Source organism: Endozoicomonas sp. PH6C (assembly GCF_059322965.1).
The window spans coordinates 2719200-2743923 of sequence record NZ_CP185342.1; the positions used below are offsets into that span (position 1 = coordinate 2719200).

Below are 24724 nucleotides of genomic sequence, written 5' to 3' on the forward strand. Positions count from 1 at the left end.
ATGCTTTCAGGCAGTAATCACAATCTGCCTGTGTTCCTGATCAGGCTCTGCCATGTCTGTGCAGGGCATTCATAAGGTTCTTGTGCTTCTTTTTCTTCCTTTCCGGGTTGCTGCTTTTTCCGGTGTATTGGCTGGCAATTTCCTTTTCAGCGGTTTTCAGGCTGGCTTCATCAGGCTTGATTCTTTGCAGGTAGCGTCTGCCTGCGCCCTCCTGGATGTTTAGCTTTCCTCGCAGGGCGGCCATTTTGTCCATCAGGTTTTGGGCCTCAAGAATGCAGTTTTTACTCTCATCAAGACTCTGTTGGGATCGTTTTTCAATATCCATGATTCATCCGGAATGGGTATACCTCTATTTATTCTAGGTTCTTGTCTGTGAAATTGCGTACTTCTCTCAGTGGCATAGCCGTTGATTACAGGTAAAATGTTCGTGCCAAGTCCTATATAGACCCAGAACGAGCTCTTATGTCATACGCTCTAAAAAGCCTTGAGCGTGAAAACAGTCCTGAACCGTTGGTTAGTCTGGAAGCCTTCGGTGAAGAGTCTGTTTTCACTATAAAAAGAAAACGTGGCCTGATTTTTTACTTCGTTAGCCTGCTTTTTTTCTGTACTTTGTCGTTTTCAGCCTGGGCTGATGACAGCAGGCTCAAGTCGGACTCCAGTTATTTCAAGCCTCTTAAAATTGCTTATACGCAAGACTCTCTGCCCTGGGCTTTCACCAATGATGCCGGTGAACCGGACGGTCTGATACTCGACCTCTGGCGGGAGTGGTCTGAACAGGTTGGCGTGCCCGTCAAGTTCTATCCCATGGCTCGACAACAGGCGATCGATCTACTTAAAAATAATGAAATTGATGTCATTGCTCTGCTTGGGTCGGCAGATGAAGTCACCGAAATAGGTGTGATGACCCGCGAGATCTTCCAGAGTCGCAGGGCTTTGTTTATCCGCAACGACATTACCCCAAAGCCCATTGAGGAGCTGTTTTCAGAGCATCAGGTGGCCATTCTGGACAATGACTATCTGAAAGACAAGATCATTAAGCGGTTTCCTGATGTCCGTCTGAAAGAGTATGACAATCAGCATTTAATGATTGACGACATTGCTGCCAGGAAGGTGACGCTGTTTGCCGGTAATGCAGATGTATTGGGGTATTATCTGGAAAGCCGGGGGGTCAGCTCCGAATACTCGCCTTATGCATCGCCTTTGAATACTTCTGTTTCACTTCTGGCCGGGATTAATAAAAAACGTTCTGCCCTGGGTTCTATCATTGAAAGCGGTATGGAAATGATACCGCAGGACCGTAAGAGTCTGGTATTCGAGAACTGGCTTGGGAATGATAGCCAGACTTCTGGCAAACTGGTTATTGCTCTGGAATCAGCCTCGTCGCCGCTGTCTTTTGTGAATGCGCTGGGTAAACCGGCAGGTATGTATGTAGACATCTGGCGAAAGTGGTCAGAAAAAACTTCTACGCCTCTTCGCTTTAGAATGGGAGAACAAAAAGAGATCATTCGGGCACTGAAGAGTGGCAAGGTAGATGTTCTCGGGAGCATTTCGCCCTCCCGGGCTCGCAGTGAGTGGATGCGTATGTCCAATCCATTCTATGGCATCAATTCACGAATTTACTATCGCAGTAACCAGACTCTCAATGATCTTGGGCCTGATCTGGAAGGCAGAAGGCTGGGCGTTGTCACAGACTCCAGTCATGAAGAATTTGTCGACAAGTGGCTTCCGGGGGTTATAGTGGTAACCCGTGATAATGTCATTGAGCTGATCCAGAGTCTGTTTAAAGGTGATATTGATGCGCTCCTGGCTGAGCCTGTGGTGGTTGAGTCTGCCTTGGGCGCTATGGGGCTGATCGGTGAACTCAAAAGTGGCAAATACTTCAATATGAATGAGGCGATTGCTGCCGGGGTAGCTGCCGATAGAACAGATGATCTGATTACTCTGGTCAACACTGGGCTGGGAGATATCTCGCCAGAAGAATACCGTAAGATTGAAGAGCGCTGGATTGTTAACAGTGATAACCGGTATTTTGGCAAGGGCGTTACCAATGTCAACCTGACCGAAGCGGAGCGTCGCTGGCTGGACAGGAATCGTATTATCCAGATTGATGTGCAGGCGGATCATCCTCCGTTCCTTTTTCAGGACGAAGAAGGGAATTATCAAGGCATAGCCGTTGATTATATTCGTCTTCTTGAAGATCGTTTGGGTTTAACATTCCGTCTTAACCCCTCCAAGGTCTGGACCGAATCTCTGGGTCGTGCCTATCGTCACGAAACCGATGTGCTCGGCATGGCACAGAAGACAGACGAGCGCAGTCGTTATCTGGACTTCACCAGCCCGTTGTTTAAGGTGCCTTCCGTGATTCTGGCCAGAACCTCGGATAAAACCATTGAAAATATTCGGGATCTGAGAGGACACGATGTGGGTTATGTGCCTGGCAGTGCTTCTCTTGATTATTTCAGAGCGAAAAATCCCGGTATTAATTTCAAGCCGGTGGCCAGTCTCAGTGGTGGTATCAGTCGGGTTTCCAGCGGTGCTCTGGATGCGGTGATTGCCGACATTGCAGCTTCCAGTTTTGAGCTTGATCGACTCAAAGTCACCAATCTTCGCGTGGTGGGTGAGGCAGGTTTTGAATATGAATATGCTCTTGGTAGTCGCAATGACTGGCCCATGCTGGGTTCCATTCTACAGAAAGCGGTTGACAGTTTGACTGAGGCAGAGAAGTCGCAGATTAACAGTCGCTGGGTCTCTATTACTGAGCTGAGGTGGCAGCCTAACAAGGAACTGTTTATCGGGCTGTTACTGATTTTTGTGACGCTGATTCTCATTATATACTGGAACCGAAGGCTGACTCTGGAAATCGGTGAAAGGGAGCGTGCCGAAGAAGAGTTGAAAGCCCGTTCAGATCTGGACCGCCTGCTCAGTGATATTTCCAGAAAGTTCATTAACAAACCGCTTGAAGAGGCCGTTCAGTACTTCCTTCGCAAATTGGCTGTCTTTATGAGTTACGACATAGCTCTGGTTTATTCGAGAACGGATGGACATGCAGCCATTGAACATTTCTGGTCCGACAGAAAATTTCTGAAAATGGCTGACCTGAATGAGTTGCTCCGGGGTGCTCTCAGTCAGGGAAGCCAGCCATCTGAAGATGGTATAGCAACAATGAAATTGAGTGTTGATAGTGAACAGTTAGCCAAAAGCGAATCTTTGAGAAGCATCAGTAAGGACGGAGTGGTAGCAGGGATTCATGTGGCCATGAGGCTATTCGCTGAAGAGATAGGTGGGGTCATTTTTCTCAATCGCCAGACCGAAGACGAACTGTTGAGTGATGAAGTGGATCTCCTGCGCAGGGCCAGTGAACTGGTGGCTGTTGCGCGTTCAAGACAGCTCTCCGAAGATGCCCTGAGGTCCAGTGAAGAGCGCTATCAGCTGGCAATGGATGCTGCTTCTGATGGTCTCTGGGACTGGGATGTCGCTAATGAACGTATCTATTTCAGTCCCCGATATCAAAGTATGCTCGGCTATGAGGCCGGAGAGCTGATAAATACCCCAGGGGGCTGGCGTCGGCTGATCCACTCAGATGACAAGATTGCGACCGTAGACTTCTTTAACGACCAGTTTGCTCACTCGGATAAAGCCTTCGTCTATGAATACCGGATCAGACGCAAGGATGGCAGTTACGCTACGGTCAGGAACAAAGGTAAGGTTGTTTTCCGGGATAGTCGTGGTCATCCATTGCGAGCAGTGGGCACCATGGTGGATATTACCGAGCAGAAAGAACGTGAGCGTGAACTCTCAATGGCCCGTTTCACGCTGGATCGGGCTGCTGACTTCATTCACTGGTTCCGCCATGATGGCAGCCATAAATATGTGAATGAGTCTTCTTGCCGCGCCCTGGGCTATACCACCGCACAGGTGATGGAACTCAGCATCATGGATATCAATCCTGCGGTGACGGAAACTTCCTGGGAGCGGCTCTGGGATCAGCTGACCATGCGCAAGGCAATGACTTATGAGACCCTGCGCAAAACCCATGATGGCAGGGTTTTCCCGGTTGAAGTGACGGCGAACTATATGGAGTACGAAGGCGAAGGTTATCTCTCTGCTACCGGGCGTGACATCACCGACCGCAAGCACGCTGAAGAAACGCTTCATAAAGCCAAAGAAGCCGCAGATCAGGCTAACCAGGCGAAAAGTAACTTCCTGGCCAATATGAGCCATGAAATCCGTACGCCAATGAATGCCATTATTGGCCTGAGCCACCTGGTGTTGCAAACAGATATGTCTGACAAGCAGCAGGATTATGTCACCAAGATCCAGTCCTCTGCCCATGCTCTGCTAGGCATTATTAATGACATCCTTGATTTTTCCAGAATTGAAGCCGGAAAGCTCAATATGGAGACCATTGACTTTAATCTGGAGGATGTTTTTGACAATGTTTATGACATTACCAACGTAAGGGCAGAAGAGAAGGGTATTGAACTTGGCTACGATATTGCGCCGGATGTTCCGGACCACCTCCGGGGTGATCCTCTGCGTCTTGGACAGGTATTGATTAACCTGATTCACAATGCTGTGAAATTTACCCACGTTGGGGCTGTCAGAATTTCAGTAAGACTACTGTCGCTTAATTCAAAAACTGCCAGAATCTGTTTTGAAGTACAGGATACCGGTATCGGTATCAGTCCTGAACATCAGGCCCGACTGTTTGAGTCTTTCTCTCAGGTTGATGGCTCCACTACCCGTAAATTTGGGGGTACGGGTCTCGGTCTGGCCATCTGTCGAAGTCTGGTCAATATGATGAATGGTGATATTGAGGTGGAGTCCGAAATTGATCGGGGCAGTACCTTCAGATTTGATGTTGAGCTGGGTCTGGGTGTACCGATTGGGCTTAATGATCAGGCGCTGGTCGGCACACGAGTGCTGGTCGTCGATGACACTGATGAGGCCCGGAAGATACTGGTTAGTCAGCTCAACAGTTTTGGCTGTGAAACTCTGGAAGCCTGTGACAGTTCAACGGCTCTGAATATCCTGAGAGAGCACAATCTTGACTCGAATAATCCGGTTACTGTGACTCTGTTGGACTGGCGAATGCCAGATACCGATGGCATTGAGCTGGCAGAGCAGATCAGAGCGATGAATCTCGACTCTGCACCCGTATTGATCATGGTTTCAGCTTACGGTCGTGAAGAGGTCATGATCAGGGCTTCTGGCAGGGTAGACGCTTTCCTGATCAAGCCTGCCAGCAGCTCTGTGTTGATAGAAACCATTCTTCGCACCCTTGATTATAAAAGCTCGGGTGGCGGCCGCAAGGGTATCGACAGAAGTGCCGGCAAGCAGACGTTCAATGGTGATATTCTGCTGGTGGAAGATAATGAGATTAACCAGCAGGTAGCCCGTGAGCTGCTCGAAGGTATGGGGCTGAAGGTGACCCTGGCAGATAATGGTCAGGAGGCTGTAGATATTCTTGAATCCAAAGCTTTTGACCTGGTCTTTATGGATATTCAGATGCCCCTGATGGATGGTTATCAGGCAACCAGAGTCATACGACGAAATTCAGGTGATAAAAATTTGCCGATTGTTGCCATGACGGCCCATGCTATGACCGGTGACCGTGAGCGTTGCCTGCAGATGGGGATGAATGATCATATTTCCAAACCTTTGAATCCTGCTGAGTTGCAGGAAATGGTAGGTCGCTGGCTTCAGGTACCTGAACGAGGAAAGTCATCCAGCCTCGCTGTAAAGGATGCATCAGAGCAAAAAGCGTTTGCAGAAGATCTTGAGAAACTGGAAGGCATTCATCTCCACAATGGTCTGAACCGGGTTAGAGGAAATGTCGATTTATACCGGCAGTTGCTAGTGAACTTTTATCTGGATCAGAGAGAAGACTTGCAAAAGCTCTTGAATTGTCTGGATAAACGGGATTGGCAGGGTGCCCGTTTTATTGTTCATGGCATTAAGGGGGCTGGAGGCAGCCTTGGGGCAGAACAGTTACATATTACTGCGGCTCGTTTGGAGGCAGCCTTGAGAAACCGGGATGAATTGCCTTCAAAAGCGTTGATTGAAAGTTTTGAGCATGCCTTTAACAAAGTGATGGAGAGTCTTAAGCAGCTGGTCGAGAACGGCCCGGAAGAAGAAGTGATAGGCGAAGGTATGGTTGAGGTTGAACGCTTGTCCTTTCTGATGAGTTCCATGATCACTCAACTTCAGGAAGGCGATGTTTCTGCATCAGAGTCTCTGTCTGAACTGGTTGGCGGACTGAACGGTAAGGTTGACAAACAGAAACTGGACAGACTGCAGAAAAGCATCAGAGTCTATGATTTTGAAGTAGCTGAGCAGATTCTTGAGGATTTTCAGTCAGAAATCGAGCATTAAGAAAATGCAGCAATTCCCGACGATTGAATTTATAGTCGGTTCGTTACTTTCAAAGTGCATTTTGTTGACGCGATATTATTGGCACAGCACATTATAAAAGGTTCTTTGAAAAACTTCCCACAGGTGTATTCGCTTAATGATAAATGCTTTACTCACTTTCGCTGAGTACCTGACCGCGCAAGTGCTCAACCATATTAACCGAGTCAGGATTGAAGGCGGCCTTTAAGACCGGAATCGCTGATCCTGGCTGAGCATCACCACAGACAAAGATATCGAACGCCGCGAAGTCCCTCTCTGGCCAGGTGTGCACACTGATATGCGACTCAGCCAGTATTGCAACGCCAGAAATGCCGCCATTGGGCTCGAAGCGATGAAGATGGATATGCAACAAGGTAGCACCTGCCTTTGCAACCGCATCACGCAGTGCTTGTTCCATCAGAGCGGGGTGATCCAGCTTTTCAGCTCCCCAAAAGTCGAGGATCAAATGCGTGCCCGCAAAGGTTATCCCATCACGGGTAATAAAGTGATCCGCCTGTTCTTCACCAGTGATGGAAGTATGGTCGTGGGTGGGCCAACGCCCATCATGCGCTATGGAAACAGCTAATTCAGCAAAAGATCCTTGAGTAACGGAAGATGTCGCTAATAAATTACCTGGTTGATATAGATCTGGACGTCTCAATAGACCAGGATCCCCTGATGGGTTATGTCCTGACTTTCTTCTCAATCCAATAATACATTCCGGTAACAACGGGAGAGCCGGAAGACCCAAACCCAATGTCGCCGCTAACACCTGACTGGTATGTCTTATCCAGGCCTGCTTGATAAGTTTTGAAAGGTGGAACCAGGTTTGAGTTATAGCCTGATTCAAAATAGAGAAGCCAGCACCTAAGCCTACTTTTTCCCATGTGGCTAACCTTTCCAGTCTTTGTGACTCTGCTGTTTCAATATTATTCATAAACATAGCGCCCGTATCACCTGCATCAGGAATGAATGCGGGTGATGAACCGAGTGTTGGCACAGAAGAATCACACTTAACATCAAAACCCGCCCTGGCCCATGTGCGCACTGGGGCAAATCCTGTTCGATAAACCTTTTCAAACAGAGTCGTACAACTGTGTTGATCAGTGTCGTCTACGGATATCCAACCCCATGCCTGCTCTCTGTTTTTTAATCCAAAGGGTCCATTAACCATTTTGATATTGGAACAGTTATTACTGCCAAAAACGCCACCCATATAGTGATAGGGATCTGCTGGATGAGCTGAGTCAATGGATAGATCATTATCATGCTGATCAACGACACTGTTACAGGTAGCATCGACAAAGCTCAGAATATTTTCTCTGGGCCATAAGTTCATGGAGAACAACACACTACGGCTTTGTTGCGATCCAGGTAGTGACCCGGATCTGGGTGTGTCAGTTTCAGTGGGTGCAGCTATGACGGTTTTAGTGTTTTTCAGGGTCAAGTGTACTTGCCCTGTTTGCTCAAAACATTCAACATTCAATGCAGCGCTTTGAATGCCTGTTAATTTCTGTACGTCTTGCAGAAGATCAAATTCAGAGTGCATAAATCGATAGATGAAATTTGCCTCTGTTCCCCTGCCATCATAACAGGCACAACCGAGATATATCGGTTTGATCCCCATTTCGTTATCTGCAGGAACCACTACCACTCTGATGTTGTCTGCAACGAAAATACCCGCGCCCCTGAGATCCATAATGCCTGTCGGTGAATAACGCAGTGTGGTCGGGATTGTATCGGACTGTCCTGTGGCAGCTGTCGCTGTTGAAACGCTTTTATCCAGAGGGTTTCTGGAATTAATTTTGATATTCGCCAGATAATACACAGAATCATGATGAGGTGCCGACATCACAAAATGATTCTGTAGAACTCCCCCAATCACAAATTCTGGCAGAATGTCTGCACTGTTCCCCACAAAAGCTGAATTATCCGGCAGATGAAAACTGTTGATTCTTTTGCCATCGCCAGTTATGAATTCTGACAGTGGTAATTCATAGACGGCGGCTTGTCCCTTACCGGGTGATCGTTCTGCATCAAAAATAAACAATGTTGGATTCGAAGTTTCAAAAAACTCATGACCCGGTTTTTGTGTTGACGCAGATATTTTTATTATCTTGATTGTTTCAGGAATTGGCTCAGACATTGGGGGAGAAGTTGGGGGAATGCCTGAAGAAGCGTCTGAAGAAGTTCCTGGCGAAGATGTTGACAGAAATACCTGATTGTTCTTCTCCCTGATAAGCGCCTTAAAAGCAGGTAAATGGCGACTGCACACATCCCTGTCGACACTACGGGTCAATTCAGAACAACTTGAAACCTCTCTAACGATGGAACTGTCCGTTGAGCCACCTGAGGGCAAAGCATGACAAGAGAGGGCATAGATTGCTGAAAATATCACGACCCCTGACCCGGATCTGGAAATGTTCATAACTGCACTCTGCCTGATTTTTAAAAGTTAAAACAAAAGCATCCGTGCCGTGACAATTCATTTTAAGGGCGCTACTCATCCTAGCAGCCTGTCGGACTTAAGCGTCCGTAGCGAGGATTGCAAGAAATTGAGGATAAAAATCTCTGTTTCTGAGGAGAATAGCGAGCTATTTGACGAAGAAACAGGGATTTTTAGACCAATTTATTGCAACCGCACGACTGCATGGATGCAGGAGCTAGAGCAACGCAGGAGCAGTTGCCGTGTAGGACAGTCTTAAGTCCGACAGGCTGCTAGACCGGAAATTTCATAAATAAAGCTAAAACGTTTTCCAAAACGATATGAAATTTACATCTTTGGATTGTTTGTTTATTGCAGCCGGTAGCGCTACTTTAAAGCACAGATTACCGGCTTGTGGAGGTTTCAGGACAAACGACAATGTTTTATATTATCGAAGGGTTATTCGTCGGGAATAGCTCAAGAGAATGAATGCTCAGTATTCAGCTGATGGTGTTCTGAGCATCTGAAGCCAGAGGTACCTTCTGTTAATGTGCAGGTACCCTGGTTTAAGTACTCAACCCTACGAAATCATACTTTCTGACTCATTGTTCAGGCACTCTGACTGCGTTGCAACTCTGGTCACATAGCTTGCTATGTTCCCGTCATTGCGCCTTGCAGAGCACCTGCCCAATAAGCCAGAAATATTCGATTCCGTATGGCTGAGTACTTAGAGTTCACTGGCAGTTAGACACTTTTTAAAATTGCAGTTCCTGTTTGGGATCCACTTCGTAAGGCAGTGGCTGACAATTGAGTTTTTGTCCTTCACCGCCATCCAGTCGAATATCATTTTCCTGGGCGGATTCAACTCGAATCACCGCCAGCAGTTCTGTTCCCTGTCCGGTTTGAACGCTTTCAATCACTTCACCTATAGCTTTGCCTGTGCTATTGAACAGGCGCGTATCAGGTTCCAGCCTCAGCTGTTGGTCAGAGCTGAGGCGATAGCAACGACTCTTAAGCTGCCCCAGATTTTGCATGCGGGCAACTATTTCCTGGCCGGTGTAGCAGCCTTTTCTGAAGCTGACACTTTTCAGTGAGGGCAGGTTGAGATGCTGCGGAATGTAATTATTTGCGGTTTCCGGTGACAGGCAGGGCTCGACTGCGAGACAGTCCAGCAGCTGCCAGTGCTGATGCCCTGCGGGTGAGAACTGCTCAGTGAGTTTGTCCCAGAGTGTTGCCAGATGCTCGAAGGTAATCCAGAGTTCAAAACGATTCAGGCTCCCGGAAACATTCAGAAGCCAACCCTGCTGATCAATATTGAGCGCGCTGTTGCCATCGGGAACATCATTAAAGAGACTGGCAATTTTCTCTTCAACAGCATTTCCGGAAAGCCCCAGACAAACATACTTCTGGTCAGGGGTCAGTTCGGTTTTATAAAAAACAGCGTATTTTCCCAGGCCGGTCCGGGTGCTCTCAACCAGCCCCTGATGCATAGCCATCATAAATTGATCTTCACCGGCCATGAGCAGTCTGAAGCTGGTGAACATTCTACCTTTGGGGGTGCAGGCCGCTCCCCCGCAAAACTGGTCAGTCGCAAGCGTATCAAGATTGCAAGTGAGTTGTCCCTGGAGAAATTTCAGACTATCCGGGCCAGAAACCTGCAAAAGTGCTTTTTGATCCAGAACAGATAATATCCGGCTTTCCGGTTCGGCTGCTGAAGAGGCCTCACCAAAGTCAAGCAGTTTGCCGTTTTCATAACGAGCGCCCCGTTCAGTAAAAAACTGTTGGAATCTTTCTTCTTGATCGTTAGTCATGATCCATTCTCTGCAATGTTTCGAAAGTATGCTGATTTCAGTATCCCCGCTGGCTGGCAATGGATACAGATAAGGGCGGGTGAATGTTAGTCGTCATAATATAGAGTATTCAGGACTCTAACTAAACCGTATAATACTCGTCGCTGGAAACAAGATGCTTGTCCTGTCTACTTTTAGACAGGCTTCTGGTCCTGTGACAAGACTTTCTGTTCCTGTTTATCGAACTCAATCAAGGGAGTATTGCGATAATGTTGAGCGCTGATGATTTCAGACGCCTGCAATGGCACAGTCGACGCGGTATGCTGGAGCTGGATGTCTTGCTCGAGCCCTTCACCAATCAGGTTTTTAAAAAACTCTCTGTGGAAGATCAGTCTGTCTACTTGAAATTAATTGATTGCGAAGATCCGGACCTGTTTGCCTGGTTTATGGGAGAAGGTCGTCCTCAGGACCCTGGGCTGGCAAGTATGGTGGACAAAGTTCTGCAATATGCCCGTAGTGGTTTAGCGAGTGGTTTGAAGAATGCGGTTAGCATCCAATGATACCCTGATTGAAGTGCGGGCAGGCCTTTCTGTTCGTCACTTCATACTGGCTGTTTTCTGTTATCTGCTTGCCAGTCTGGCACTGTTTTTCACCTCTCTTGATTTTATTTACTCCCTATTGTTTTTTGCAGGCCTGAATGCCTACGCCATTCATTATTATCTGTTGCGGCTAAAAAAGAGTATTGGCACCAGTGTGCTGGCTATTCGCTGGCATGGAGATCGATGGTTTATCGAGACTCATAAAGGTTGGCAGACATGCCGACCAAGGGGGGAATGGCTGGTATTGCCATGGCTGATGTGTCTGAGATTTCGTGGGGAGGATGAGCGAAATTATTCAGTGAATTTTTTCAAAGACTCTGATCACCCTGAATCGCTGCATGCTTTGAGGTTGCGCTTGCTGTTGATGACTGAAGGAAGAAATTGATAGCCACTGAATCATAGGGGGCTATTCACCGAACAGGTTTCGCTGGAATCTATAATGTTGTCTCTCGAGTCGACGATCCTGATACTTGACTATCATTATTGCAAAACCCATGCAACCTAGACCAATCGCGACGACTAACGCCAAAGCACAATGGATTGAGCAGGCAGGTTCAGGTTTTGCCAGATTTCCGTTTCTGTCTCTATTTCCATTTCTGTTTACATATTCAGTATCGGTCTGAACTTCAGTGAGCTGATGAATTCCATCGCCATCAATCCTGTACTCCAGCAAATATTCGTTTTCGTCACTGAACGAAAAGTAATTCGGCTCCAGGTCAAGACTTAATGTTGCCAGAGTCATCCCGTCTTGATCTTTGGTAATAATCTCTGTACCAACATTTTCAGGAATGGCCGCTGAGGCGTCTGGCAGTATATCTCTTGTTGAAGAGGATATTGATAAAGACCGGATTGGAGAAGGGTTGATTGTTGTATACGTCATTAGACCAGTGTCAGACAGGGTAACCGAGGTTCTTTCAGCCCTTGCTTTCCAAACGACTTCGATCGAATAATCCAGCTTTTTTTCCAAGCTTAGAATAGGTTTGAAGGGCTTAAACTCACCCCTTTTTGGGATCAAACCCTCTGGCCCGGTGGTATTATGGGAAGTCAAGTTAGCATTTATAAAAGTATCGTTTGAAGACTGGCCTGAATGAGGTTTTAGAATCGTGCTATTAGTGTCAGTAGCATTGGTGACTGAAACCGGTAAGTCAGACTTATTTAAAACGTTCTGCAAATAGATGGGCGCAGCCGATGGACTGGAAACAGCTGTATCTATAACACTGTCTTCACTCTCTTGATAGTAGCCAAGATACAATTTTGAGGAATCGACCGGGTTTTCAATTAAAACCAGATGGAACAAAACCTCCTGTAATGAATGCCCCCTGAGTGTGTAGTAAAGAAAATCAGACTCCTTACTTTGAAAGCGGACTTTTGACTCAATTTTGTAAATTGGCTGACTCCCCCGCATGGACCTACCCAGCGGGTTTACGGAGACAGATATTTTTTTAGAGGTAGTCAGGGAGTAACCTTTCAAGAATTTTGTGAGTTTAATTCTGGCTCCTGATGCTAATGAATTTATGTAGTTTGTTAGCTTGTGAGTGCCTCCTGAAGAGCCGCCATCTCTTCGCGCTTCCCTTTTGTCCCTTTCAGAAACAACGTCACCTTCTTCATTAACGTCGTACTCATGAGAGTCGTATGGCAACAAACTATTTGCTCCGATCTTCTCATTCCCAGCCCAAAGAGAAGAACAAAAAGGGAGCAGCAGAGCCAAAAGCAGGCTTGAAAATATCTTCATAAATTATGGTAACCAGCTGAAGAGGTTAAAAACCAAAAGAAAAAGTTGTTCGCCGGAAACAACAGCTGACCCGGATGCTCAGACTGGTGGGAAGCTTAGACAGCATATTTTTACTTGTCCAATAAAGAAGTCGTCGATTGCATGAATGGTACTCGTGTTTATTTCAGGTTGCGCTTAGTATTGATGAATGCCGGTGCTTCCATGCATCAAACTATATGTTAAATGTCTTTGAAAAAAACTATTACAGTAGAAACTGCCATCAGTGCTGCAACTGGAGCAAATGAGAAGCGTATAAAAAAACTCAAGGATTTGCGTAAGGTCTCTTCTCCCAATGATTCTCATAATAGTGTATTAATGCGAGTGCACCGACGTAGAGTAATAGAAGCCCAGCAACCACTGAGCCAACCACGATTAGACTGGTATCATCATGTCCTTCTTGAGAGGTGAAAACAATTCTGCCTTGATTCTCATATTCAGTTTCGGTATGAATTTTAGTGAGCTGATGAATCCCGTCCCCATCAATCCTGTACTCCAACAAATATCCGTTTTCATCACTGAATGAAAAGTAACTCAGCTCCAGGTCAAGGTTTAATGTTGCCAGAGTCATCCCCTCTTTATCTTTGATAATGATCTGTGTGCCGACATTTTCTGGAATGGCCGAGGCGTCTGGCAGTATTTCTCTCTTCGAAGAGGCTATTGATGAAGACTGTGGTGATAAAGACTGGGTTGGTGAAGGGTTGATTGTTGTATACGTCATTGTACTGGTGTCAGACATGGCAACAGACGTTATTTCAGACTTTGATTTCCAGACGACTTCGATTGAATAATCCTGCTCCTTTTCCAAACTTAGAATGGGTTTGAAGGGCTTAAGCTCACGTCTTTTTGGCATCAGACCCAGCGATCTGGTGGTGTTGTGGGAAGTTAAATTAGCATTTATAAAAGTGTCGTTTGAAGTCTGACCTGAATGAGGTGGTAAAACCGTGCTATTGGTGTCAGAACCACTGGAAACCGACGTGTCAGATTTATTTAAAACGTCCTGCAAATAAATGGGCGCAGCCGTTGAACTGGAAACAGCTGTATCTATAACACTGTCTTCATCCTCTTCATAGTAACCAAGATACAATTTTGAGGAATCTTCCGGGTTTTCAATTAAAACCAGATGGAACAAAATATTCCGTAATAAATATCCCCTGAGTGTGTAGTAAAGAAAACCAGACTCTTTACTTTGAAATTGGACTTTGGACTCAATTTTTTTTACTGGCTGACTTCCCCTCAGGGAACTGCCTATCGGGTTTACGGAGACAGATATTTTTTTAGAGGTGGTCAGGGAATAACCTTTCATGAATTTTGTGAGTTTGACTTTGGCGCCTGATGCTAATGATTTTATGTAGTTTGACACCTTATGACCGCTTCCTTTGTAACCGCCTCCTTTGTAACTGCCCCCTTTGTTGCCGCTTCCTTTTGAGCCAACTCCTTTTGAGCCGCCTCCTTTTGAGCCGCCTCCAGAGGATCCACTGCCCCTTCGCGCTTCTCTTCTGTCCCTTTCAGGAACAGCACCAACTCCTTCGTCAGCGGCGTATTCCTGAGGATCGTATGGAAACACACCGTCTGGTCTGATCTCATCATTCACAGCCCAAAGAGAAGAACAAAAGGGCAGCGTCAGGGATAAAAGAAGGCTAGAAAGTAACTTCATGATTTTTACAAAGCACCTGAAGGATAAAAAATCAAAGAAAATTTTATTTTCCGAACATAATAGTTTTGTCAGATGTTTATGGTAGCAGGAAAATTCGATATCACATTGTTATCTGTCCAATCAAAATACATGAGCACTCTCTCTGGTTGTACGATATTCCAAACCACTACAAGCTCTGCGGAAAACGGTTTACAGAAATTCCAGTAGCCATATTGTCTCGCTCTTCTGAGCGGGTTGTTTGGCAGAACGACATTGGTATCAGGGTCAAAAATTATTGTCCTGAATGTGCATACGGGAAGAAATGGTTGGTTTTCTACATTTCCAGGAAAAAGCCTTACATAGCCATCTGCACAAGGTAGACGCTGTGTTTAGTTATTGATGAACACAGCGACGAATATCTGCTTATATTGCTGCCATAACGAATACTGGTGTTTCACTGCTCCAAACAATCAGTTAAATTTCGTTATAGAGGACATGAAAGCTGTAATTGCCACTAATGCTGCAACCGTTGGCAAAAGAGAGCGTATAAATAAACTCAGGGTCTTTTTATAAAGGCACTTCATCAAGTCTCGCAGGGGAACGATTCTTACGATAGTTTATAAATGCTACCAAACCAACACAGCCTAATCCAAATGCGACAAGTCCGGCAATAAAATTACGCATGATGTCAGGCTCAGGTTTTTCCGGATCAGGATTAGATCCGTTTTTTTTCACATATTCAATATGAGTTTGAATTTTAGTGAGCTGATGAATCCCGAACCGATCAATTCCGTACTCTAGCAAATATCCGTTTTCATCACTGAGCGAAAAATAACCCGGCTCCAGATCAAGGTTTAATGTTGCCAGAGTCATCCCGTCTTTATCTTTGATAATAATCTCTGTGCCGACATTTTCGGAAATTTCTGCCAATGGGACTGGCTGTATTTGTTTTGTCGAAGACAATATTGATGAAGACTGGACTGGTGAAGGGTGTATCAATGAAGACACGGTTGCTGAAGTACTGGCTGCTGTAAACGTCATACTACTGGTGTCAGACATTACAACTGACGTTATTGCATCCTTTGATTTCCAGACTACTTCGATTGCATAATCCTGCCCTTTTTCCAAACTTAGTATGGGTCTGAAGGGCTTAAGCTCAGGCTCTTTCGGCATCAAACCCTGTAACCCGGTGGTATTCCTGGAAGTAAGATTGGTATTTATCAAGGTGTCGTTTGCAGACTGCCCTGAATGAGGTGGTAAAACAGTGTTGTTGGTGCTGAATCCATTGATTGTGGAAGCCGATGTGTCAGACTTTTTCAGAACGTTTTTTAGAAAGATGGACGCAGGAGTTGAACTTAAAACAGTGGTATCAATAACACTGTCTTCATCCTCTTCATAGTAACCAAGATACAATTTTGAAGAGTCTTCTGGTTCTTCAATTAAAACCAGATGGAACAAAGGCTCCTTTAATGCATACCCACTGAGAGTGTAATAAAGAAAATTAGACTCTTTATTCTGAAAGCGAACTTTGGACTCAATTTTGTTTATTGGTTGACTCCCTTGCATGGTCTTAGCCAACGGATTTATGGAGACAGATATTTTTTTAGAGGTGGTGATCAAGTAGCCATTCATGAATTTTGTGACTTTAATTTTGGCTTTATGATTATATGGCGGCAGGCCGTCGTCAAAAATTTCATTATTCGCAGCCCGGAGAAAAGAGCAAAAAGGCAGCATCAAGGCTAGAAACAGACTTGAAAGTATCTTCATGAATTATACAAACCATCTTAAAGGATAAAAGCCAAAAACAAAGGTTGTTTTCTGGATGCAATAGCTTGCTTGAATGCCAAGAGCAGCGGGAAGCTTAGACAGCACATTTTTACCTGTCCAGTCAAAACCCTAATGAAAGATTACGAAACGGACTGATTAAAGTTCATTGTGCCACAGCAGGTAAATAGTTGAGAGCTGAGGTCAACGGAGCTGTAAGTACTCAGCCATACGGAATCGAATATTTCTGGCTTATTGGGCAGGTGCTCTGCAAGGCGCAACGACGGGCACATAGCAAGCTATGTGACCAGAGTTGCAACGCATCACGACTGCATGGATGCAGGAGCTAGAGCAACGCAGGAGCAGTTGCCGCGAGTGCCTGAACAATAAGTCAGAAAATATGATTTCGCATGGTTGAGTACTTATGTTCTTTATTTTTTAAAAATATGATCGATCGCACAGGGATGGTCAATATTGGTCTATCCTTGTTCATTCGCAGGTTGGGTTTGCCTTGAATTGCAACTGAATGGATTGTGACTCTTGTCACTTTGAGCTGGCTTACGGTGAGTATTTCAGAGTGTTGTCCAGATTGTAATTTTTTATGCCTGGCCACGGTGGGCAGGAGCAAACCTGGTGTATTGAGTCATACCGATTGTGATAACAAAATGACCTCTATCGATAACTTACCTTCCGCTCCGGAACTCTCCAGTGACTTTATGCATTTTATGGAGCACGACCGCATGCAGGCCTGGGGTGTGCATGATTGCCATGCCAGAGCGTTCTATATGAATGAGCACTCTCTTCGGTTGTACGGTATTCCACGCCGCTACAAACTCTGTGGAAAACGGTTTTCAGAGATTCCAGCACCCATATTCTCTCGCTGTGCTGACCAGATTGTGGAGCAGAACAACATTTGTATCAGGGAAAAAAAAGAGATTACTGTCCTGAATGTGCATCCGGGAGGAAATGGCTGGTTTGCCTACATTTCCAGGAAAAAACCTCACTACAACCATCTGCACCAGGTAGACGGTGTGCTCAGCCATGGTTATTCGGTGACGCAGTCATGGATGAAAGCAGCCATGAACATCCGCTGTCTGATGAAGCTGGACGGTCGAGCCAGAGGTCAGTCAACATTTCGTGTGGGTGTCATGCCCAACCTGAGTCCCAGAGAGTCCGAGGTGTTGTTCTTCCTGATTTGCAATCAGCAGATCAAGCAAATTGCCGGCATTCTGTCACTGTCTGAAAACACTATCCGGTCCCACATTGAGCATCTGAAGAAAAAGTTTGATGTGCATTCCGTCGCCCAGTTGATAGAGGCAGCGATTTCTGTGGGCTTTCATGACTTCCTGCCTCCTACTTTACGTCTCAAAGAGCTGTCTATGATTATGGCTAACGATCGGTGATGCACCTGGAAACTGACCGGGAATAGACTGCCCTGCGCGGAAACTGCTCCTGCGTTGTCGCGCAGGATAGTCTTAATTCCGACAGGCTCCTGAGCAGGTGCTACTCCCGATCAGGCTCCCAGAAGCGGATAGATGATATCTGATGCTGTTTTGCAGACCTGTTGAGATTAAGTTAAGTCATTTTTTTGCAATATTACTTGTGAATTTTTCAGAGAGTTAGCTATGGCTTTGTCCCAGAAAAAGGTAGTAGCGATTACATCAATGGGCGGACTCCTTGAAGCCTTCGATTTTACTGTGTATGCGTACATGGTAGTTTATATCTCTCAGGTTTTTTTTCCAGCTTCTGGTACTACCAGTTCACTCATTAATACCTTTGTAACTTTTGCTTTTGGGTACATTTCCAGGCCACTTGGGGCTATCGCCTTCAGTCACTGGGGAGATCGCCATAGCCGTAAATCCAGTTTTACGGTCACCATTCTCTTAATGGCTATCTCAACATTATTGATTGGCCTGCTACCCGGTTACGCTCAGTGGGGGCTGCTGGCACCTGTACTCCTTGCTGTTTTACGTTTTTTGCAAGGGTTTTCTTTTGCAGGTGAGCTTTGTGGTGCTTTCGTTTATCTCTATGAAACCGTCCCTGCTCAATCAAAGGGTTTTGCTGTCAGTATCCTGAGTGCAACCACTATGACTGGAACGCTTCTGGGCATTGGCCTGCAAGGGGTTCTTGTTTATCTGTTGACGGTGGAGCAAATGATTGATTGGGGCTGGCGAGTGCCCTTCATACTGGGTGGATCTCTTGGGGCTGTCAGTTATGTCGTCAGAAGACATTTTGTGGAGCCGGAAGCTTTCAGGCTGCTGTTGGCTCAGGGTGAAGCAGAGAGAGTGCCAGTGCGCACCCTTTTGACGCAATACAAGTCAAAAATTTTTACCGGGTTTCTGCTGGTTATGCCGGTGCTGGTTGCTGTGACAATCCTGGTCCTGTTTATGCCTGGCTATCTGACAGGGCTGCTTGATTATTCGGCCAGAGAAGTGGCGGTGGCCAATGGGATCAGTATGTTTGTCGGAGTGCCTGTATGCCTGCTGACGGGCTGGCTGGCTGATCGGTTAGACAGGCGCTATCTGATGCTGGGGTCTTCTTTTCTGATTGTTGTGATGGCCTGGCCACTTTTTCATTGGTATGCTTCTGGCGATGCGAATCTGCCGGTGACTGCTCTCATTGGAGCCATCTTATGGGGAAGTATTGATGCTATTTCCTTTTTGTTGCTGGTATCGGCCTTTCCAGTAGGCATTCGTTTTACCGGAGTGGCTTTCGTTTACAATATAGCTGCCATGATTTTTGCCGGATTTGGCCCGGTTATCTCAATGGGGTTGATTCGAGTGACACAGTTGCAGGCAGCACCGGCATTTTACCTGATGGTCGCCGGGGTTGTCGGTTGTCTTGGGGCAATGCTGATATCGCCGGAACAGAGAACGAACCATGCACCTGTTTCTGAAGAGCTGGAACCCAGGGCTTAGAAAAATTTCTTGTCTATAAGCCTGTGGGTTTCAACCCTTTGGAGATATTAAAACTTAATTGCGTTTTCCGGTACAAAATTTTCCGGTATCAGGGTAGTTTCCTTGCTGTGATCCTGTGTGAAGGGGAAGTCCAGATTGAAATGCAATCCTCGTGACTCTTGCCGGGAAAGAGCGCATTCAATAATCAATTCCGCAACCTGAGATAGATTTCTCAATTCAATCAAGTCATTGCTGATCTTGAAGTTGCTGTAAAAATCATGAATCTCATGCTGTAACAATCTGGAGCGGTTTCTGGCTCTTAGCAGGCGTTTGGTCGTTCTGACAATGCCAACGTAGTCCCACATGAAGCGTCTGAGTTCGTCCCAGTTGTGCGAGATTACAACATTTTCATCAGAGTCGCTCACCAGGCTGTCGTCCCACACCGGAATTTCAGGGCAGGGAGGTTGATCGGCGATGGTGCGGTTGATGTCTTCGGCACAACTTCTGGCGCTGACGAAACATTCCAGCAGTGAGTTGCTGGCCAGACGATTGGCACCATGCAGGCCGGTAAATGAACATTCACCGATGGCGTAAAGTCCCGGAAGGTCCGTTTGACCGTTAAGGTCAACAAGAATGCCACCGCAGGTGTAGTGGGCTGCCGGAACGATGGGGAGAGGTTCACGGGTCATATCAATCCCGTATTCCAGACACCGTTCATAAATATTCGGAAAGTGGGAAGTAATAAAATCCCGTGGCTTGTGACTGATATCCAGAAACAGACAGTCTGCACCCAGCTTTTTCATTTCATGATCGATGGCTCTGGCAACAATATCTCGGGGGGCCAGCTCGCCACGGTGGTCGTAGTCATCCATAAAGCGTGTTCCATCAGGGCGAACCAGCATACCTCCTTCTCCTCGAACCGCTTCAGATATCAGGAAGGATTTGGCCTTGGGATGGAACAGACAGGTGGGATGAAACTGGTTGAACTCCAGATTGGCAACCCGGCAGCCCGCACGCCAGGCCATAGCAATACCATCTCCGCTGGCACCATCGCTGTTAGTGGTAAAAAGATAGGCTTTGCTGGCTCCGCCACTGGCAATAGCCTGTGCACGTCCACGGAACAGTTTTACCTGGTCTGAACGAATATCCAGCACATAGACCCCGACGCACCTTTGCTCATCCAGGCCCAGTTTGTTGGTAGCAACGACATCGATGGCCAGGTGGTGCTCATAGAGATGAATGTTGGGTTGTTTTCTGGCTTTATCGATCAGGGTTTCTGAAATGGCTCTGCCGGTCGCATCGGCAGCATGAATAATTCTTCTGGTGCTGTGACCGCCTTCACGGGTCAGGTGAAAATTAAAGTTTTTTTCATCTTCTTCATCACGGGTAAAGGGGACACCCTGGTTAATCAGCCACTGGATGCTGGCATTACCCTGTTCTACAACGTGCCTGACAGTGGACTCCCTGCAGAGTCCTGCACCTGCAAGAAGTGTGTCTTCTATGTGTTTGTCCAGGCTGTCTTGTTGTGTGTCCAGAACAGCAGCGACACCACCCTGGGCCCCGGCTGAAGAGCCGGCCATTAGCTCACCCTTACTGAGAATGGCGACTTGAAGTTGGCTGTCCAGGTGCAGTGCTAGTGTCAGTCCCGCTGCGCCACTGCCAATGATTACTACGTCATAGTCAAGTATTGGATGCATGTATATTCTCTGATCCTTTTATAACAGACTGCTGGGTCTGTACCGGGAGTCTGTCACTGACAGACTCAGGTCTGAAAAATATTATGAACACGGGCAGGGAAATTATCCACTGGGCATCAATAGACAGTGGAGATTCCTGTGTCTGAAGCTGGACATAAAGTGAATATGGTCGTTTTACAGGTGAAACTGGAACTAAGAATCATGGCGGTTAAACTCACTTCCATCTAAAGCTGTGTCATAGGTTGCCGATGGTCTGTACGGAGAATATCACTCACCTTTGCAGTGAAAATCATTACGCTCCCTGAGGTTCGTAATGCAGTCTTCGCTTTTGGCGGTATATAAAGCAGACACAACGTACGGCGTTATAAAACACTGAAAAATCGGTATCTAGTATATAGAAATTATGACGAGCACTATAGTACGCTGTGATAGTCCGAATCAGTTTTCAGCCGATACTGTGAATTTTTTTGAATGAGTTCGGGAACTTTCTGGCCAAAACATGGTCTATATAGAAGAAAATAGAGTTCACAGCACAAGCGTGTGTTTGTGGAAAGGGGGGGAGTCTGGTCAGCCGGGATGCCGATTTGTGGTCGGTCAGCTGACTGTCTCATATTTCCATTCCTTTCCCTTTTGCCCATGTGTTTTCTGCAATAGTGGGAGACCCCCTCTATGGTAGAACAACCACAGGCGGACAAGCAGCTCGTTGAGCGCGTTCAGAAGGGCGATAAAGCGGCTTTCGATATGCTGGTTCTCAAGTATCAGCATCGTGTACTGGGTCTGGTAGGTAGTTACATTACTGACTATCAGGAAGTGCAGGATGTAGCTCAGGAAACGTTTATTAAGGCCTATCGGGCAATAGACAAGTTTCGCGGCGACAGTTCTTTTTATACCTGGCTGTACCGGATTGCTGTGAACACTGCCAAGAATCATCTGGTTTCCAGGGGGCGCAAGATTCCGGAGTCTGAGATTGATGTTCATGATGCAGATTTTCTGGACACTACAACGTCTCTTCGAATGGTTGATACCCCCGAGAGAAATCTTTACCGGGATGAGATTGAACGGGTTATCCATGATGTAATCCGTCGTCTGCCGGATGAGTTGCGAACGGCTGTCGTGCTGAGGGAGTTTGATGGTCTCAGCTATGACGAAATTGCTAATGTTATGGATTGTCCCGTCGGTACGGTAAGATCAAGAATCTTTCGTGCCAGAGAGGCGATTGATAAGGAAGTCGAGCCACTTTTGCGTCGCGGTCCATAACTGGCCGTTAAGGCCATGAGTGAAGAAAATGATTTCCTTATGGTGATCATTTTCGTGTTATGTTGATTGATATTGTTGATACTTGATGCATCGGGTATCAGACAGGTCGGATGACCGGAGGTATGCCTATGAGTGAGAAGACACCTCACAATCATGCCCAGGAAAGGTTGAATGAGTCACTGTCAGCAGCGATGGACGGTGAAGCTGGAGAGTTTGAACTGCGTCGGGTGCTTGATAATATCGGCAGCGATGAAGATCTACGGGGCAAAGCTCGCAGGTATCAGATAGCAGGTGACGCGCTGCGGCGAGAAACCAACGAATTTATGAATATCGATCTGTCAGCCGGTATTCGCGACCAACTGGAGGCTGAGCCACCTCATTCTCTGGCTAAAGAAAGATCTGTAACCGGTTACAGCGTCTTGAAGGGTGTTGGGCATTGGTGGTTTAAAGCGGGGCGACTAGCGGTAGCTGCTTCTGTTGCATTGGCTGTGTTGCTGGGTGTAAAAAATTACCACACCACTCCGGAAGCTTTACCTCTGGTCACATCGGTAACTGATCAAACGACACTGTTGCAGCCTGTGCAGATCATGCATAATGGCTATGGTGCTGCCGGGATCCAGGCGGGATACAACTCTCGTCAGCATGACAGCATTACCCCGGAACAACTTGCTCAGGCCCAGAGCGTAGCAGACAGGGCTATTAAAGAACGTTTCAGGGCTTATGCACTTCAGCATGCTGAAATGAGTGCCATGAATTCAGGACAGGGAATCCTCCCTTTTGCACGCTTGACCACTTTTGAATCACAATGAGTTTATGAAAGGAATTCGATTGAACAGGGGGCGTTTACTGCCATTACTGCTGGTTTTGCTGGTAGTAACAGTGGGTCGTCCCTTTGCTGACGGGGAGTCATCAAAATCGGGCAATCCGTCATCAAAACCTGCCGACCAGTCATCTAAATCTGTCGGTCAGTCATCTAAGCCTGTCGGCCGGTCATCCAAGCCTGCCGATACGCCCGAAAAGTGGTTGGAAACCATGATTCAGGCCACTCAAAATCTTACCTATCGCGGACACTTTGTTTACCAACAGGGTGCTAATCTTGAGACCCTGGCAGTTACGCATACGCTTCAGAAGGTGAATGGTAAGTCAGAAGAGCTGGAGAGTATTGCTTACCTTGATGGATTGCCCAGAGAGATGGTTCGTCAGGGAAACAATATCACTTTTGCCAGCGCTGGAAGAGAGCCTGCAAGGTTTGAGCACGAGTCTCTGGTTCCTATGGTGGGGCGTTTTACTTCCGGTCATTTTGACAAACATTACAAACTGAAGCCAGCCGCACTGGACAGGGTGGCGGGCAGGGAAGCCGTTCAGCTGCTGGTGGTACCAACGGACCGCTTCCGTTACGGTTATCAATTATGGCTGGATCGTCGAACCGGTCTGCTGCTCAAGTCCGTTATGGTGGACAAAGAAGGCAGGATCATCGAGAGAATGCAGTTTACCAGCCTTGAATTTCCGAAAGAGTTGACTTCGCAAGAGCTGGAGCGATTAAAACGGAAACTGCCTGAATCATCGGGCAAGAATGTAGTGAAACTTAGCAGTAAATCAGTCCCTGAAAAGGCTGAATGGAAATGGGAAACTGGCTGGATACCTGAAGGCTTTTCGCCTCGTGGCCACAGCAGTAGAAACTCAGCTGTCAGTAATCAAAAGGTGGATACTCTGAACTTTTCTGATGGACTGGCCAGTTTTTCAGTATTTGTTGAGCCGGATGAAACCCGGGTATTGAGTCAGGCTACTGAGCAGATCGGTTCTATGGCAGCAGTGTCTAAAGTCTTTCGTAACGGTGCAAAGTATTTTCATGTCACTGTTTTGGGAGAGATTCCATTGGGTACGGCCGAGAGGATAGCGGTTTCAGTTCGCCCCAGGGAACAGAGTCGGAAGGCAGATAAATGATTGAGGAAGAAGGCAGGGTTGTGGCTATTGAGCAGGGGGCTGTCTGGGTAGAAACCATTCGCAAAAGCACCTGTTCGAGTTGCAGTGTACGAAATGGCTGTGGTCAGAATCTGCTTGAGAAGTATCGCTCCAATAAACATCAGTCGTATATCCAGGCGATCAATGACTTCTCTATTGAAGAGGATGATCAGGTCATCATAGGTATACCTGAAAGTGCGTTGATGAGAGCCTCGTTTCTGGTTTATCTGATGCCATTGGTAGCTATGATGGGGGCACTCTTGCTGGCCACGGTTGTTGGCTGGAATGATTTTTTTACCGCCTTGTCTGCTATGGCAGGCCTTGCTGCGGGGTTTGTTTCCGTGCGTATGCTGGGTCATTCAACCAGCGACCAATGTCGCGTCAGGGTGATAAAGGTGATGCCCCGCAAGTTGGTCGGACCTGAACTAATCACAATCGATCAGTCCTGGTCTGCATAAACAGCTTAAAACAAAGAAAAATGTTTTTTAACATGAAAAATGAATATGGAAAGTTAGCCATCAGAATATTTTTCATAA

Annotated in this window: 16 protein-coding genes; 9 read left to right on the forward strand and 7 right to left on the reverse strand. The window is 46.6% G+C overall.

Features of this window, described 5'->3' with window-relative positions; all coding sequences use genetic code 11:
* Positions 1–40: 40 nt before the first annotated feature.
* On the reverse strand, positions 41–325 hold the full coding sequence (locus ACOMG9_RS10245) for a hypothetical protein (RefSeq protein WP_317141800.1): 285 nt from the start codon (positions 323–325) through the stop codon (positions 41–43).
* Between the two features lie 137 nt (positions 326–462).
* On the opposite strand from ACOMG9_RS10245, the gene ACOMG9_RS10250 reads away from it, so the two are divergent.
* Complete coding sequence (locus ACOMG9_RS10250; RefSeq protein ID WP_494530216.1) at positions 463–6375, forward strand: transporter substrate-binding domain-containing protein; 5913 nt, start codon at positions 463–465, stop codon at positions 6373–6375.
* A gap of 148 nt (positions 6376–6523) precedes the next feature.
* On the opposite strand, the gene speD is transcribed toward ACOMG9_RS10250, so the two are convergent.
* Positions 6524–8821 carry an adenosylmethionine decarboxylase gene (gene speD / locus ACOMG9_RS10255; RefSeq protein WP_494530217.1) on the reverse strand — a complete coding sequence of 766 codons (2298 nt, stop codon included), beginning with the start codon at positions 8819–8821 and terminating at the stop codon, positions 6524–6526.
* A 752-nt stretch (positions 8822–9573) separates the two neighbouring features.
* Positions 9574–10629 (reverse strand): CAF17-like 4Fe-4S cluster assembly/insertion protein YgfZ, encoded by a 1056-nt coding sequence (gene ygfZ, locus ACOMG9_RS10260; RefSeq protein WP_494530218.1) that lies wholly within the window; start codon positions 10627–10629, stop codon positions 9574–9576.
* A 248-nt stretch (positions 10630–10877) separates the two neighbouring features.
* Between ygfZ and ACOMG9_RS10265 the strand changes: the two genes are divergently transcribed.
* Both ACOMG9_RS10265 and ACOMG9_RS10270 read left to right on the forward strand, forming a co-directional pair.
* The gene (locus ACOMG9_RS10265; RefSeq protein ID WP_422133527.1) at positions 10878–11168 is read left to right on the forward strand and encodes an FAD assembly factor SdhE; all 291 of its coding nucleotides are present in this window, start codon (positions 10878–10880) and stop codon (positions 11166–11168) included.
* On the forward strand, positions 11149–11592 hold the full coding sequence (locus ACOMG9_RS10270) for a hypothetical protein (RefSeq protein WP_448216814.1): 444 nt from the start codon (positions 11149–11151) through the stop codon (positions 11590–11592). Before ACOMG9_RS10265 ends, ACOMG9_RS10270 begins: the two co-directional genes overlap by 20 nt.
* A gap of 21 nt (positions 11593–11613) precedes the next feature.
* On the opposite strand, the gene ACOMG9_RS10275 is transcribed toward ACOMG9_RS10270, so the two are convergent.
* From ACOMG9_RS10275 to ACOMG9_RS10285, 3 genes are all read right to left on the reverse strand, one after another.
* Complete coding sequence (locus tag ACOMG9_RS10275; RefSeq protein WP_494530219.1) at positions 11614–12846, reverse strand: hypothetical protein; 1233 nt, start codon at positions 12844–12846, stop codon at positions 11614–11616.
* A gap of 394 nt (positions 12847–13240) precedes the next feature.
* Positions 13241–14632, reverse strand: a complete 1392-nt coding sequence (locus ACOMG9_RS10280) for a hypothetical protein (protein ID WP_494530220.1) — start codon at positions 14630–14632, stop codon at positions 13241–13243.
* Positions 14633–15178: 546 nt separating this feature from the next.
* On the reverse strand, positions 15179–16378 hold the full coding sequence (locus ACOMG9_RS10285) for a hypothetical protein (RefSeq protein WP_448216818.1): 1200 nt from the start codon (positions 16376–16378) through the stop codon (positions 15179–15181).
* A 635-nt stretch (positions 16379–17013) separates the two neighbouring features.
* On the opposite strand from ACOMG9_RS10285, the gene ACOMG9_RS10290 reads away from it, so the two are divergent.
* Positions 17014–17778, forward strand: a complete 765-nt coding sequence (locus ACOMG9_RS10290) for a helix-turn-helix transcriptional regulator (protein ID WP_448216819.1) — start codon at positions 17014–17016, stop codon at positions 17776–17778.
* A gap of 222 nt (positions 17779–18000) precedes the next feature.
* The gene (locus tag ACOMG9_RS10295) at positions 18001–19293 is read left to right on the forward strand and encodes an MFS transporter (RefSeq protein ID WP_494530221.1); all 1293 of its coding nucleotides are present in this window, start codon (positions 18001–18003) and stop codon (positions 19291–19293) included.
* Between the two features lie 47 nt (positions 19294–19340).
* Here the strand turns inward: ACOMG9_RS10295 and nadB are convergent, their stop codons facing one another.
* On the reverse strand, positions 19341–20969 hold the full coding sequence (gene nadB / locus ACOMG9_RS10300; protein ID WP_422133534.1) for an L-aspartate oxidase: 1629 nt from the start codon (positions 20967–20969) through the stop codon (positions 19341–19343).
* 669 nt (positions 20970–21638) lie between these two features.
* On the opposite strand from nadB, the gene rpoE reads away from it, so the two are divergent.
* The 4 genes from rpoE to ACOMG9_RS10320 all read left to right on the forward strand — a co-directional run bounded on the left by rpoE (position 21639) and on the right by ACOMG9_RS10320 (position 24646).
* On the forward strand, positions 21639–22226 hold the full coding sequence (rpoE, locus tag ACOMG9_RS10305; protein ID WP_422133535.1) for an RNA polymerase sigma factor RpoE: 588 nt from the start codon (positions 21639–21641) through the stop codon (positions 22224–22226).
* A 128-nt stretch (positions 22227–22354) separates the two neighbouring features.
* On the forward strand, positions 22355–23035 hold the full coding sequence (locus tag ACOMG9_RS10310) for a sigma-E factor negative regulatory protein (RefSeq protein WP_494530222.1): 681 nt from the start codon (positions 22355–22357) through the stop codon (positions 23033–23035).
* Between the two features lie 4 nt (positions 23036–23039).
* Positions 23040–24170, forward strand: a complete 1131-nt coding sequence (locus ACOMG9_RS10315; RefSeq protein ID WP_494530223.1) for a MucB/RseB C-terminal domain-containing protein — start codon at positions 23040–23042, stop codon at positions 24168–24170.
* The gene (locus ACOMG9_RS10320; RefSeq protein WP_494530224.1) at positions 24167–24646 is read left to right on the forward strand and encodes a SoxR reducing system RseC family protein; all 480 of its coding nucleotides are present in this window, start codon (positions 24167–24169) and stop codon (positions 24644–24646) included. The genes ACOMG9_RS10315 and ACOMG9_RS10320 overlap by 4 nt, the downstream gene beginning before the upstream one ends.
* The last annotated feature ends 78 nt before the right edge of the window (positions 24647–24724 follow it).

Bases quoted from the DNA above. Each gene is read 5' to 3' on its own strand.
- ACOMG9_RS10295 (WP_494530221.1), top strand. From the start codon at position 18,001: ATGGCTTTGTCCCAGAAAAAGGTAGTAGCGATTACATCAATGGGCGGA.
- ACOMG9_RS10285 (WP_448216818.1), bottom strand. From the start codon at position 16,378: ATGAAGATACTTTCAAGTCTGTTTCTAGCCTTGATGCTGCCTTTTTGC.
- ACOMG9_RS10280 (WP_494530220.1), bottom strand. From the start codon at position 14,632: ATGAAGTTACTTTCTAGCCTTCTTTTATCCCTGACGCTGCCCTTTTGT.
- ACOMG9_RS10245 (WP_317141800.1), bottom strand. From the start codon at position 325: ATGGATATTGAAAAACGATCCCAACAGAGTCTTGATGAGAGTAAAAAC.
- ACOMG9_RS10315 (WP_494530223.1), top strand. From the start codon at position 23,040: ATGAAAGGAATTCGATTGAACAGGGGGCGTTTACTGCCATTACTGCTG.
- rpoE (WP_422133535.1), top strand. From the start codon at position 21,639: ATGGTAGAACAACCACAGGCGGACAAGCAGCTCGTTGAGCGCGTTCAG.
- ygfZ (WP_494530218.1), bottom strand. From the start codon at position 10,629: ATGACTAACGATCAAGAAGAAAGATTCCAACAGTTTTTTACTGAACGG.
- ACOMG9_RS10310 (WP_494530222.1), top strand. From the start codon at position 22,355: ATGAGTGAGAAGACACCTCACAATCATGCCCAGGAAAGGTTGAATGAG.
- ACOMG9_RS10265 (WP_422133527.1), top strand. From the start codon at position 10,878: ATGTTGAGCGCTGATGATTTCAGACGCCTGCAATGGCACAGTCGACGC.
- nadB (WP_422133534.1), bottom strand. From the start codon at position 20,969: ATGCATCCAATACTTGACTATGACGTAGTAATCATTGGCAGTGGCGCA.
- ACOMG9_RS10250 (WP_494530216.1), top strand. From the start codon at position 463: ATGTCATACGCTCTAAAAAGCCTTGAGCGTGAAAACAGTCCTGAACCG.
- ACOMG9_RS10270 (WP_448216814.1), top strand. From the start codon at position 11,149: ATGCGGTTAGCATCCAATGATACCCTGATTGAAGTGCGGGCAGGCCTT.
- ACOMG9_RS10320 (WP_494530224.1), top strand. From the start codon at position 24,167: ATGATTGAGGAAGAAGGCAGGGTTGTGGCTATTGAGCAGGGGGCTGTC.
- speD (WP_494530217.1), bottom strand. From the start codon at position 8,821: ATGAACATTTCCAGATCCGGGTCAGGGGTCGTGATATTTTCAGCAATC.